Origin of the sequence: Pseudomonas sp. GZD-222, assembly GCF_049310525.1 — a bacterium.
Taxonomy (GTDB): domain Bacteria; phylum Pseudomonadota; class Gammaproteobacteria; order Pseudomonadales; family Pseudomonadaceae; genus Aquipseudomonas.
Genome location: NZ_JBMOWO010000048.1, coordinates 1 through 12,986, shown reverse-complemented (window position 1 = coordinate 12,986; position 12,986 = coordinate 1). Strand labels below are relative to the sequence as shown.

The 12,986-nt window shown below is 57.6% G+C and carries 11 protein-coding genes; 10 read left to right on the top strand and 1 reads right to left on the bottom strand.

Annotated elements, in window-relative coordinates:
* Window positions 1–131: 131 nt before the first annotated feature.
* From ACO6VD_RS08690 to hcnC, 8 genes are all read left to right on the top strand, one after another.
* A complete protein-coding gene (locus ACO6VD_RS08690; RefSeq protein WP_400171459.1) occupies window positions 132–911 on the top strand; it encodes a DeoR/GlpR family DNA-binding transcription regulator in 780 nt (259 codons plus the stop codon).
* Window positions 911–2,746, top strand: coding sequence for a glutamine--fructose-6-phosphate transaminase (isomerizing) (gene glmS, locus ACO6VD_RS08685; protein WP_422417507.1), 1,836 nt, complete (start codon window positions 911–913; stop codon window positions 2,744–2,746). The genes ACO6VD_RS08690 and glmS overlap by 1 nt, the downstream gene beginning before the upstream one ends.
* A 468-nt stretch (window positions 2,747–3,214) precedes the next feature.
* Window positions 3,215–3,940, top strand: a complete 726-nt coding sequence (locus ACO6VD_RS08680; RefSeq protein WP_422417506.1) for an asparagine synthase-related protein — start codon at window positions 3,215–3,217, stop codon at window positions 3,938–3,940.
* Window positions 3,924–4,646, top strand: coding sequence for a lasso peptide biosynthesis B2 protein (locus ACO6VD_RS08675; RefSeq protein ID WP_422417505.1), 723 nt, complete (start codon window positions 3,924–3,926; stop codon window positions 4,644–4,646). The genes ACO6VD_RS08680 and ACO6VD_RS08675 overlap by 17 nt, the downstream gene beginning before the upstream one ends.
* Window positions 4,643–6,388 (top strand): ATP-binding cassette domain-containing protein, encoded by a 1,746-nt coding sequence (locus ACO6VD_RS08670; RefSeq protein WP_422417503.1) that lies wholly within the window; start codon window positions 4,643–4,645, stop codon window positions 6,386–6,388. Before ACO6VD_RS08675 ends, ACO6VD_RS08670 begins: the two co-directional genes overlap by 4 nt.
* Before the next feature lie 104 nt (window positions 6,389–6,492).
* A complete protein-coding gene (hcnA, locus tag ACO6VD_RS08665) occupies window positions 6,493–6,807 on the top strand; it encodes a cyanide-forming glycine dehydrogenase subunit HcnA (RefSeq protein WP_400171461.1) in 315 nt (104 codons plus the stop codon).
* Window positions 6,804–8,198 (top strand): cyanide-forming glycine dehydrogenase subunit HcnB, encoded by a 1,395-nt coding sequence (hcnB, locus tag ACO6VD_RS08660; protein WP_422417502.1) that lies wholly within the window; start codon window positions 6,804–6,806, stop codon window positions 8,196–8,198. The genes hcnA and hcnB overlap by 4 nt, the downstream gene beginning before the upstream one ends.
* Before the next feature lie 3 nt (window positions 8,199–8,201).
* Complete coding sequence (gene hcnC / locus ACO6VD_RS08655) at window positions 8,202–9,458, top strand: cyanide-forming glycine dehydrogenase subunit HcnC (RefSeq protein WP_422417501.1); 1,257 nt, start codon at window positions 8,202–8,204, stop codon at window positions 9,456–9,458.
* 17 nt (window positions 9,459–9,475) lie between these two features.
* Here the strand turns inward: hcnC and ACO6VD_RS08650 are convergent, their stop codons facing one another.
* The gene (locus ACO6VD_RS08650) at window positions 9,476–10,351 is read right to left on the bottom strand and encodes a LysR family transcriptional regulator (RefSeq protein ID WP_422417500.1); all 876 of its coding nucleotides are present in this window, start codon (window positions 10,349–10,351) and stop codon (window positions 9,476–9,478) included.
* 129 nt (window positions 10,352–10,480) lie between these two features.
* Between ACO6VD_RS08650 and ACO6VD_RS08645 the strand changes: the two genes are divergently transcribed.
* Window positions 10,481–11,437, top strand: a complete 957-nt coding sequence (locus ACO6VD_RS08645) for an AraC family transcriptional regulator (RefSeq protein WP_422417499.1) — start codon at window positions 10,481–10,483, stop codon at window positions 11,435–11,437.
* Window positions 11,438–11,584: 147 nt separating this feature from the next.
* Window positions 11,585–12,916: an aromatic acid/H+ symport family MFS transporter gene (locus tag ACO6VD_RS08640; RefSeq protein WP_422417498.1), complete on the top strand. Its 1,332-nt coding sequence runs from the start codon at window positions 11,585–11,587 to the stop codon at window positions 12,914–12,916.
* The last annotated feature ends 70 nt before the right edge of the window (window positions 12,917–12,986 follow it).

Here is a 12,986-nt window from a genome sequence, read left to right as displayed (position 1 = left end):
GTCGATTTTTGGGGGGGCGGGGCTCTCCCCCGCGAAGCTGTGGATAAAAATTATCAACGCCTGCTTGACGGCTCGAAGTCTTTAGGTTTTGATTGGCATCACTAACTTTCGAAACGAAACTTAAAGACGCCATGTCGAAACGTAACACCCCTCAGCGCCGCCACAATATCCTCGCCTTGCTCAACGAGCAGGGGGAAGTGAGCGTTGATGCGTTGGCCAAACGTTTCGAAACCTCGGAAGTCACCATTCGCAAGGACCTTGCCGCCCTGGAAGCCAACGGCTTGTTGCTGCGCCGCTACGGTGGTGCCGTGACCATGCCTCAGGAACTGATCGCCGATCAGGGCCAGCCTGTCTCACTGTACAAGCAGGCAATTGCCCGGGCTGCAGTGGGGCGCATCCGTGAACATGCACGCATCATCATCGACAGTGGCAGTACCACCGCAGCGATGATTCCCGAGCTGGGCCATCAGCCCGGCCTGGTAGTGATGACCAACTCTCTGAATGTTGCCCGTGCCCTGAGCGAGCTGGAGCACGAACCTGTGCTGTTGATGACCGGCGGCACCTGGGACCCGCATTCCGAATCCTTCCAGGGCCAGGTCGCCGAGCAGGTACTACGCTCCTACGATTTCGACCAGTTGTTCATTGGCGCCGATGGCATCGACCTGGCGCGCGGAACCACCACCTTCAATGAGCTGCTTGGCCTGAGCCGGGTGATGGCCGAAGTGGCCCGTGAAGTGATTGTGATGGTCGAGTCGGACAAGGTCGGGCGCAAGATTCCCAACCTCGAGCTGCCCTGGGGCAGCGTCAATACCCTGATTACTGATGAGCGCTTGCCCGATGAGGCGCGTGAACAAATTGAAGCCCGCGGCGTCCATGTGATCTGTGCCGCACTCTCCAAGGAGCATATCTAATGTGTGGAATCGTTGGCGCCGTCGCCGAACGTAATATCACCACTATCCTGATCGAAGGCCTCAAGCGCCTGGAATATCGCGGTTATGACAGCGCAGGTCTGGCGGTCTACACCCAGCAAGGGACCCTGGAGCGTCGTCGCCGCATCGGCAAGGTCAGCGAGCTGGAAGCCGCTGTAGCCGCCGACCCGCTGGCAGGCCAGCTGGGTATTGCCCACACCCGTTGGGCAACCCACGGCGCGCCGACCGAGCATAATGCCCACCCGCATTTCTCCGGCCAGGATCTGGCGGTGGTGCACAATGGCATCATCGAGAACCACGAAGAACTGCGTGAAAAGCTCAAGGGCCTGGGTTACCTGTTCAGCTCTGAGACAGACACCGAAGTCATCGTCCACCTGCTGCACCACACCCTGAAGACCGTCCCGGACCTGGCCGACGCCCTCAAGGCTGCAGTCAAGCAGCTGCACGGTGCTTATGGTCTGGCGGTAATCAGTGTGCATCAGCCGGACCGTCTGTTGGCCGCCCGCAGCGGTAGCCCGCTGGTGATTGGCCTGGGTCATGGTGAGAACTTCCTGGCTTCCGACCAGTTGGCCCTGCGTCAGGTGACCGACCGTTTCATGTACCTGGAAGAAGGCGACATCGCCGAGATCCGCCGCGACCAGGTGACCATTTGGGATCTGGCCGGTACCCAGGTCCAGCGCGAAACCGTGCAGTACCACGAAGGCGCCGAAGCCGCCGACAAGGGCACCTATCGTCACTTCATGCTCAAGGAAATCCACGAGCAACCAACCGTGGTGCAGCGCACCCTGGAAGGGCGTCTGGGCAAAGACCACGTCATGGTCCAGGCCTTTGGCCCGCAAGCCGCCGAGCTGTTCGCCAAGGTCCGCAATGTGCAGATCGTCGCCTGTGGTACCAGCTACCACGCCGGTATGGTTGCCCGTTACTGGCTTGAAGAGCTGGCAGGGATTCCGTGCCAGGTAGAAGTGGCCAGCGAGTTCCGTTACCGCAAGGTAGTGGTGCAGCCGGATACCCTGTTCGTGTCGATTTCCCAGTCCGGTGAAACCGCCGACACCCTGGCCGCCTTGCGCAACGCCAAGGAACTCGGCTTCCTCGGTAGCCTGGCGATCTGCAACGTTGGTATCAGCTCGCTGGTGCGCGAGTCGGACCTGACCCTGCTGACCCAGGCCGGTCCGGAAATCGGTGTGGCCTCGACCAAGGCATTCACCACCCAGTTGGTGTCGCTGATGCTGCTGACCCTGTCCCTGGGCCAGGTCCGTGGCACCCTGAAGGCGGGTGTCGAAGCCGAGCTGGTTGAAGAACTGCGCCGCTTGCCTACGCGCCTGGGCGAAGCCCTGGCCATGGACGCCATCGTCGAGAAGACCGCCGAGCTGTTCGCCGACAAGCACCACACTCTGTTCCTGGGCCGTGGCGCACAGTTCCCGGTGGCAATGGAAGGCGCGCTCAAGCTCAAGGAGATCTCCTACATCCACGCCGAAGCTTATCCGGCCGGTGAGCTCAAGCATGGCCCGCTGGCCCTGGTCGACAGCGACATGCCAGTGGTCACCGTGGCGCCGAACAACGAACTGTTGGAGAAGCTCAAATCAAACCTGCAGGAAGTGCGCGCCCGTGGCGGTGAGCTGATTGTCTTCGCCGACGAAAACGCCGGTATGAGCAATGGCGAAGGCACCCATGTGATTGCTGTGCCGCACATCATCGATGCCCTGGCACCAATCCTCTACACCATTCCGCTGCAACTGCTGTCGTACTACGTGGCCGTGCTCAAAGGCACCGACGTCGACCAGCCGCGGAACCTGGCGAAATCGGTAACGGTTGAGTAACGATCGCTGTTGTTACCTCAGAGCTGGTCTGCAGGTAATTGATAACTCTTGAACCCCCGTATTTACGGGGGTTTTTTTTGAGCTGATCCACGGGTCTGGATTTCACACGTCATTCGCCGCGCGTGGCGCCCATGTTGGCACCTTCTGCCTCGGTTTACGGATTGTGGATGAGCCGGCGTAATAGCATCAATATCACTATTTCGTATTGATTACACTTGTAATATTCAAAAATAATATATGCACATGCTCTGTGCATGCTACGTTTAATTTGCGAATCTTAGTGATTCGCATTCAGCTCAATACAAGGAACCGTACTATGAGTTTTAAGAAAATCGTCACATTGACCGCATCCATCAACATCCAGGGACCAGCAGGCGGCCCTGACATGGAGCCCCCTATTTGGGCAAAGTATATTATTAACTCTTGAGCATAGCGACGTTAACTTAGCCGCCCCAACCACAAAAATCCTTGGCATATGAACTATTTAAATCAGGGCGGTTATTACGCGCCGCTGCCAACCTCAATCATCTGTCTAATTACTATCGAAGTCCGTTAATCACGACGCTCAGAGAAGCCATAGGCGAGTACAAAAAGCTCACCAAAAAACTGGACTTCCCCAAGGAGTTCATGCTTCAAGAAGTTGGCTGCATCGGCATTATCAACCCTCAGTACCTGACTGAAGACTTAACCTATAAGCAACTGATCGGCATGCCGGCTGGCGAGCAGGTTACGAAAAGCGATCGGCGCTTCGGCGCGCTGGTCAACCAGTACGAAATGGCAACCAGCCCTTTGTCCGCGCTACCGGGGCGGTATGTCTACCCGTTCCTCTCGTCAGCAGTCCTCAAGTTGGGTTTGAATGTGGCCCCAGAGCAGCTATTAAAAGGAAAAATTGACAGGTACTTTCTGCGTAAAGCCGCCTATGAGAGATACGCTGAAAAGACCTTATGGAATACGAGAAAAGGTGGAGTTACAGGATTGACCCAACGTGCGATCTCCCACAACAAAAGAGACATTACCGATGTCTTGCTCAGTGGCCCGTTGATCGACAAAGGCATGATTGAGAGTGACCAGGTGGAACGTTTGATTGATGAAATTTCTGTTGGCGCAAAAAAATGCCCGCACTTTTTGGTCCACCTGTTTTCAGCGAATCTCTTCATCCGACACTGGGAGAGTCTTTATGCCAAAGGCCAATGAGGGTGGATACGTGGCCTGGGCGGAAAATCTTCACCGGGTTATGTATAATTCCAAGATGATTCTGTTGGCTGAGTGCAGGAATGACTTCATATTCTTTGACACAGACCAGACTGCGTTCGTTTCAACTGTACTTGGTAAACACGCCTCGCAACTAGACAGCGAGGCGGAGAAGCTCGTCGATGAGTTGATCGGGCTCGAGATTCTAACCCTCGCACAAGTCCCGGATTTCTCGAAAAAATTTTCCGATATCAAAACATCCATAGGAACTGCCCGTTGCGCATGGCAAGGTGGCCGAGACGGCTGGGTGCTTTCATCTATCCGCCTGCATACCTTATTGAAAGCGATGAAGTACCTGAAGCACGCCAAGTGTGAGTCGCAGGTCGGTCACCTACAGGGGCTGCTTGATCACCTACGGAAAAGCGTTCCCACCGTCCCACTTACCAATCAAGCCAGATTGATTTCCCTGGGCAGTAATATCAACCTGGCGATCAAGCTTTTAAATACCGAGGTGAAATGCCTTGAGTTTGCCTACTGCCTGGCGAGCATGGCATTTGAAGAAAACCTTTCCTGTAGTTTCTGCATTGGCGTTCAATCCTATCCCTTCATATCTCACGCTTGGGTCAGAGGTCCGGAGGGAGTGGTGCTCGACAGTGACGAACTTGAAAAAGACCTGGCGTTGATGGTGGTCATAGGAGCCACATCATGAAAAAAAGTGAGTTTCTGAACACCACGAGGGTGTGTGCTGACATCCTCTGGAACTCGAACAGGCACCTGCGGATCTGTTTCATTATTTCGGTGCTGCTGGACTTATTGGTGGTGGCATTTTCTGTCGCTGCGCCTACCGTGCTCAAAAATTTGATCGACTCGTTCAATAGTGGTGAGACAGGCAATAACCTGGCGCTCCTAGGCGTTGGGTATGGCCTGACATGGTTGGCCGCTGAAGTATTCGTGCGAATAAAAGTAGTTATAGGCACTGAGGTCATTGAGGAGGTCAAGAAGCAGGCGAGCAGCAGATTTTGCATGAATACCATCTTCGAGTGGCATGCCGCGAGGCCCGGTTTTTCACCCGGCGTCTTTTCCACCAAGCTCAATCAAATCAACTCGGCTATTCCGGTTTTCCTGGATGGGTTGATGGGGCAAGTATTGCCATTGATCGTAAGGCTGTGCTTGTCAGTGGCGATTTTAGTTCAGTTCGTTCCTGATATTTATTCTATTGCCCTCATCGTGGTGGTGGGCTCGTTTGCAGGTGTCTCCTTATTCACCTTCAGCATCATCGGGGACAGGCAACGGGCTGCTAACGGTGCCCTGCAGTCCGCATTCGGTCTAATCTTGGACGTTCTCAAAAATCGTGAGCTTATTATCGCTCATGCCGAAGAAGAGAAGGAAATCACCCACATCGAGCAGTCACTCGGGCAGTCCAAAAAATCGATCGTCAGTAATGTATATGTCCAACAACTCGTCAGCACAGTGCAGATAGTACTGTTAGGTGCAGGTTTGGCAGGCATTACCGCCTTAGCGGCTTATGATCTCGCCGCTAAAACAATTACGCTGGGTGACTTCGTCCAAGTCAACGCGTATCTCCTGCAATTTGTGCTTCCTGTCAGTTACTTTGGAATGGTGATAAGCGGAATTAAACGGTCCTCCGTGACGCTGGGTGAAAATAGTCACCTGCTGGAGAGAAACCTGAGCGATTTCAGTACGCCTTCCGGGATTGATCTCGGGAGCGCACCTCGTGTGTCGTTGTCGAATGTTTCCCTCCATGACAGCTTGGGTGTGTCGGTTCTGAATGACGTTTCATTCGAAGTCGAATCCGGACGATCGCTTGCAATCGTCGGTCCTTCAGGCGCAGGGAAAACGACGCTTATTAAAACGCTGGTGGGGCTTAGTACGCCAACCACAGGAGAAATAGCGTTTGATCGCGTCCAACTAACCCCGTCGAACATCAGGCAATCGCGAAAAAACGTAGGGTACGTACCTCAGGACGATTACTTGCTGGACCGTAGCGTTTACGAAAACGTTTCTAGTCGAGAATGCAAGGACGACAGTGCAATCTATAAGTGTCTGAATGATGTCGGTTTGAAATTAGATGCCCGTCAGGACGCCAGAGCCATCAGCGTGAAGATACTTTCCGGGGGAGAAAAACAACGGGTTTCACTGGCTAGAGCCATCGCGCGAAAAGCAAAGGTCATTATTTTTGACGAGCCCACGTCTTCCCTGGATATCGACTCCAAGAAGATTATCGAACAAGTATTTTTTGGTTCGTTGGCTGGCGAAACGACCCGAATTATCGTCACTCACGATTTGAACGAGGCCAAGAAGGCGGACGCCATTGTCGTTCTGGAGGGAGGATGCGTTTCGGCAACGGGCGACCATGCTACGTTGATGCTGCGCCCTGGGTGGTATCGGCGCCAATGGCTTCAACTCAACCCCAGTGTTCGAGAGTACTGATAGCAACTGTTCAAGTCAGCCGAAAGCTGGCCTGGATCAATAGCTGCCGTGTCTGCTTGGCATACTGTGAAAAATCCATTTTCCCTTTTCACGGATGAAAGGCTATGCAAACACTGGATCGAAAACTCGATATCCAGCCCCTGTCGCGGGCTGACATGACCATCCAACTCAACGGCCAACCGGTCGAAGTCGCCTCCGGTGAGACGGTGCTTACCGTGCTCAATGCCGTGGGCATTCGCCAGGTGGCGCGCAACGATCACGCGCAACTGACGGGCGCTTTTTGTGGCATGGGCGTGTGCCACTGCTGCCTGGTTTCAATCAACGGGCGGCCCAAGCGTCGCGCCTGCCAGACCGTGGTCCAGCCTGGTATGCAGGTAGACACCCTGAGCAACCGCTTTGCCGGGCAGGAGGCGCCATGAGTCTGCGTCCTGTAATTGTCGGCGGTGGTTCGGCAGGCATGGCGGCCGCCATTGAACTGGCGCGCCACGGTGTATCTAGTGTGCTGTTCGATGAAGCCTCGCGGCCAGGTGGAGTGGTGTATCGCGGGCCGCTGCGCGCAGGTGTTGATCTGGGGTATCTCGGCGCGCGCTACAGCAAGGCCCTGAACACCCTGCACAAGGAATTTGCCGCCTGCGCCGGGCAGATCGACCTGCGCCTGAACAGCCGGGTGGTAGGCGGTGACGAGCAGCGCCTGATGGTGCTCGATGAACAAGAGTGTCTGCACCAGATCGACTACTCGCACCTGGTGCTGTCGGCCGGATGCCACGAGCGCAATGTGCCGTTTCCAGGCTGGACGCTACCCGGTGTGCTGTTGCTCGGTGGTTTGCAACTGCAGATCAAAAGCGGCGTGGTCAAACCCTTGGGCAGCACAGTGATTGCCGGCACCGGTCCGTTGCTGCCGTTGGTGGCCTGCCAGTTGCACGCTGCCGGGGCGAAAGTGGTCGGCGTCTATGAAGCCTGCGCCTTCGGCAAGATCGCCAAGGAAAGCCTGGCGCTGTTGAACAAGCCACAGCTGTTCCTCGATGGCCTGAGCATGCTCGGCTACATGAAGCTCAATGGCATTCCGATGTATTACGGCTGGGGCGTGGTCGAGGCCAAGGGCGAAGGCGAACTCGGACAGGTGATCCTGGCGCCGTATGACAACAACTGGCAGCCCGATCACAGCCGCGCCCAGCGTGAGCCTGCGCAGACCCTGGCGGTGGGCTACGGCTTTATCCCGCGAACCCAGTTGAGCCAGCAGCTGGGCCTGGAACATGGCTTCAATGACGATGGCTACCTGCGTGCCACGTGCAACGTCTGGCAACAGAGTAGTCAGCCGCACATTCATCTGGCGGGTGACATGAGTGGTATCCGCGGCGGTGAGGCCGCGATGCTGACCGGGCGTATCGCCGCCGTATCGATCCTGCTGCAGCGCGAAGTGCTGAATGCCGAACAAGCCATCGAGCTACGCGAGCAGTACCTTGGCCAGTTGGCAGCGATCAAACGCTTTCGTGCCGGGATAGAGCGCTACACCCAGCGTGGCACCCGGCAGATCGAATTGCCGCGCGCCGATACGGTGATCTGTCGCTGCGAACATGTCACCCGTGCGGATATCGACCTGGCCCTGGAGCAGGGTGTGCAAGACATGGCAGCCTTGAAGATGCGCACCCGGGTGAGTATGGGCGACTGTCAGGGACGCATGTGCGTTGGCTATTGCAGCGACCGCTTGCGCGAAGCCACGGGGCGCGCTGACGTCGGTTGGTTGCGCCCGCGTTTTCCGGTCGACCCGATTCCTTTCTCGGCATTCCAGCAACCCGGCGCGGAGGGCTGACCCATGAACAGAACCTATGATGTCGTGATTGCTGGCGGTGGTGTTATCGGCGCCTCCTGCGCTTATCAGTTGTCCAAACGCAAGAACCTGAAGATCGCCCTGATCGATGCCAAGCGCCCGGGCAATGCCACACGCGCTTCGGCCGGTGGCTTATGGGCGATAGGCGAGTCGGTTGGCCTCGGCTGCGGGGTGATTTTCTTTCGCATGATGTCCAGCCAGCACAAACGCCAGGCCCAAGGCGCTGCGGTGGCGGTGGATGCCAGTACGCCACACATCCTGCCGCAATCGTTCTTCGACTTTGCCCTGCAGTCCAATGCACTTTATCCACAGCTGCACCAGGAGTTGATCGAGCGTCACGGCATGGACTTCAAGTTTGAACGCACGGGCTTGAAGTATGTGATCTACGACGATGAAGACCAGCTGTATGCCGAGCATATCGTTGCGCAGATCCCGCACCTGGCCGAGCAAGTGCGCTGGCTCGACCGCGAGGCCCTGCGCCTGGCGGAACCTGCAGTCAGCCATTCGGCGCGTGGTGCGCTGGAGTTTCTCTGCGATCACCAGGTCAGTCCCTTCCGTCTGGCCGATGCCTATATGGAAGCGGCGCGGCAGAACGGTGTGGACCTGTTTCACAACACCAATGTCACCGGCGTGCTGCACCAGGGATCCCGGGTCAGTGGGGTGCAGACCGCCGAAGCGGGTACCTTTCATTGTCAGACCCTGATCAATGCTGCGGGCGCCTGGGCCGCTGAACTCAGCGAACAGGCGACCGGCCTGCGGATCCCGGTCAGTCCGGTGAAGGGCCAGATCATCCTCACCGAACGCATGCCCAAGCTGTTGAACGGCTGTCTGACCACCAGCGATTGCTACATGGCACAGAAGGACAACGGCGAGATCCTGATTGGCAGCACCACCGAAGACAAGGGCTTCGACGTCAGCAACACCTTCCCGGAAATCAATGGCCTGGTGCAGGGTGCCGTTCGCTGTATTCCGGAGCTGGCGCAGATCAACCTCAAACGTACATGGGCCGGCTTGCGGCCCGGGTCGCCGGATGAATTGCCGATCCTTGGGCCGGTGCCGGAAGTCTCCGGCTACCTGAATGCCTGTGGACATTTCCGCACGGGCATCCTGACCTCGGCGATCACCGGTGTGATGATCGACAAGGTTCTGCATGGGGAAAACTCACCTGTGGATATCACCCCGTTTCTAGCCGAGCGCTTCCACACCGGGGCTGTGGATAAACTCAAGACCGCGCAGGCATAAGCGTTGTATGACCGGCCTTATTGGCCGGTCATACGTTCGATCAGGTCCAGGCAATGCCGGACCTGTGGAGAGTTATCCCCAACCCTGCGACTGAGAATGATGGGGGAAACCGCCGCTGCTTCGCTCAGCGGTGCATAAACGATGTCGTCGCGATGCTGGCGTTGCACCGAGGCGGGTACCAAAGTTATCCCCAGGCCGGCGGCCACCAGTCCTAGAGCGGTCTGCAGTTCATTGGTCCACTGGATCACCTGTACGCTCAGCCCCTGGCTGGAGAACAACGCCATGATGTGGTCGGCGTAACTCGGGCGTGGTGTGGCGGGGTAGAGGACGAAGGGTTCAAAGGCCAGGCGCACCAGGTCAATGGGCTGGCCAATCAACGGATGTCCACAGGGCAGGGCGACCACCAGCGGATCTTCGCGCAATACCTGTTGATCGATGGCGGGGTCGTTGATGTGAATACGGCCAAAGCCGATATCGATGCGCCCGGCTTTCAAGGCTTCGACTTGTTGCAGGGTGATCATCTCCTGCAGGCCCAGCTCCAGTTCTTCAGTGCGTCGGAGTTGGCGAATCAAGTCGGGCAGCAAGTCATAAAGTGTCGAGGGGGCGAAACCGATACGCAGCCATTGGCGCTCGCTGTTGGCGATTCGCCGGGTACCTTCGGAAATCTGCTCAAGCTGGTCGAGCAACATTGCACTCTGCTCGTAAAAGTAGCGCCCGGCTTCAGTCAGGCGCAGCGGACGGCTGCGCTCCAGCAATTCGACCCCCAGGGTTTCCTCCAGCTGACGGATCTGCCGGCTCAAGGGCGGCTGGGCGATGTGCAGCTGTTCGGCGGCGCGGGTGAAGTTCAGGGTCTGCGCGAGCACCCGGAAGTAACGCAGATGGCGCAGTTCCATGATACCTCCAGGGTATTGTTGCCTACCCAACAGATATTGGACTGCCTGCCGGGGCTGACGCAAGCTGGCGTCCTGTGGATAACCAGACCCTGTGGATATCGTCCAGCAAGAACAAGAAGAGGGCAGCCCATGAGCAGCCACCTGTTGAGCGAGCGCAGCTGTGTGTTTGAGCGCGCCGACCCTTATGCCGTGTCCGAATACGTTAACCAGCATGTGGGTGGTCATAGCCTACGTCTGCCCAGAACCGGCGACCTGCAAGCGAGCATCAACCATCGCAAGTTTGCCAGCCTCGACCTGTGCCGCTTGAGCTATGGCGGCAAGGCGCGGATAACCTCGCCTGCTCTGGGTACCCTTTATCACCTGCAGATATTGCTCAAGGGCCACTGCCAGTCCAACTGTCGCGGCAATGAGCATTACTACGTGCCCGGTGAGCTGCTGCTGATCAACCCGGACGATCCGGTGGACCTGACCTACTCGGCCGACTGCGAGAAGTTCATCCTCAAACTGCCGGTCAGCCTGCTGGAGCAGGCGTGCCAGGAGCAGCGTTGGCAAGTGCCCGAGGGTGGCATCCGTTTCAACCGCGCGCGGCATGTCACTGGCGAGTTGGAAGGCTTTATCGGCCTGCTTGGTCTTGTGTGCGAAGAAGCGGAATCCACTCATTCATTGCTGCAGGTACAGGAGCATTACGGGCGCATCGTTGCGAGCAAGCTGCTCAGCTTGCTTGGCAATAATGTTCAGCGTGGCGAACCCGCGCAGCAGCCTCACTCGTTCGAGCAGCTGGCGGCTTACATCGACGCCCATCTGGATCAGGACATCAGTGTTGTCCAGCTGATGAATGTGGCGCGGGTCAGCGAGCGCTCCTTGTACTCGCTGTTCGAACGCCATGCCGGCTTATCGCCCAAAGGCTATGTGCGCCAGCGCAAGCTTGAGCGGATTCATGCGGCGTTGCAGGACCCGGCAAGCCCGGTGCGCAACGTTACCGAGATCGCGCTGGACTACGGTTTCCTGCACCTGGGGCGCTTTGCCGAAAGCTACCGTCAGCGTTACGGCGAGCTGCCCTCGGTCACCTTCAAGCGTCATCGCTGACCCCTGGTCAGCCCTTGCGCAAACTGGATAACGATTCGCAGGAAACGGCTATTGGCCCTTTTGTACTGCTCCTAACCTGAGATCGCGAACACTGCCCGGCAGGTTCGCCATTGGGTTTCGATAACAACAACAAAAGAGACACGCCACATGCGAGCTATCGATATCAACAGCCTGATCGATCAGGCGAAGTTCAATACTTTCCACTGGCGTGTGCTGTTCTGGTGCGCGCTGATCATCATCTTCGACGGTTATGACCTGGTCATCTATGGCGTGGTGTTGCCGGCGTTGATGCAGGAGTGGGGCATGACCCCGCTGCAAGCTGGCGCCCTTGGCAGCTATGCCTTGTTTGGCATGATGTTCGGTGCCCTGGTGTTCGGGCCCTTGTCCGACCGCATCGGGCGCAAGAAATCCATCATGATCTGCGTGATCCTCTTCAGCGGCTTTACCGTGCTCAATGGTTTCGCCCGCAACCCTACCGAATTCGGCATCTGTCGCTTCCTGGCGGGTTTGGGTATCGGCGGGGTGATGCCCAACGTGGTGGCGTTGATGAACGAGTACGCGCCTAAACGTATGCGCAGCACCCTGGTCGCCATCATGTTCAGTGGCTACTCGGTGGGTGGCATGCTCTCGGCGGGTCTGGGTATCGTGTTGTTGCCGGCCTTCGGTTGGCAGTCGGTGTTCTATGTAGCGGTCATTCCCTTGCTGCTGTTGCCGCTGATCCTGCGCTTTTTGCCGGAGTCCCTGGGTTTTCTGGTGCGCCAGGGGCGTACCGAACAGGCCAGCCAATTGCTGCAACGGGTCGAACCCAGCTACCAGCCACAGGCAGGTGACCGCCTGGAAGTGGTCACAGGCGTTGAGGCCGGTGGTTCTGTGCCGCAGCTGTTCCGTGAAGGTCGGGCATTGAGCACCTTGATGCTCTGGGTCGCGTTCTTCTGTTGCCTGCTGATGGTCTATGCCCTCAACTCCTGGCTGCCAAAACTGATGAGCAATGCCGGTTACGGCCTGGGATCGAGCCTGGCCTTCCTCCTGGTGCTCAACTTCGGGGCGATTTTTGGTGCGGTCGGTGGCGGCTGGATTGGCGATCGGTTCAAGCTCGACCGTGTGCTGGTGGTGTTCTTCGCGCTGGCAGCGTTGTCGATCAGCCTGCTTGGCTTCAAAAGCCCGACACCGGTGTTGTACTTGCTGATCGCGATTGCCGGGGCCACCACTATTGGTACGCAGATCCTGGCCTATGCCTGTGTCGCCCAGTTCTATCCGATGGGCATCCGCTCCACGGGGCTGGGGTGGGCATCGGGCATAGGTCGTAGCGGGGCCATCGTCGGCCCGATCCTCGGCGGCCTGTTGCTGGGTATCCAGTTGCCGCTGGCACTGAACTTCATGGCCTTCGCGGTGCCGGGTGCGGTGGCGGCGGTGGCGATGATGGTGTTTGCCAGCCGTAGTTCTGCGCAGGCCGGGGTAGGGCTGCAGTCGGCGGCTTAGTCTCATCGCGGGGCAAGCCCGCTCCCACCGGGACCGCGTTGAACCGGTGGGAGCGGGCTTGCCCCGCGAT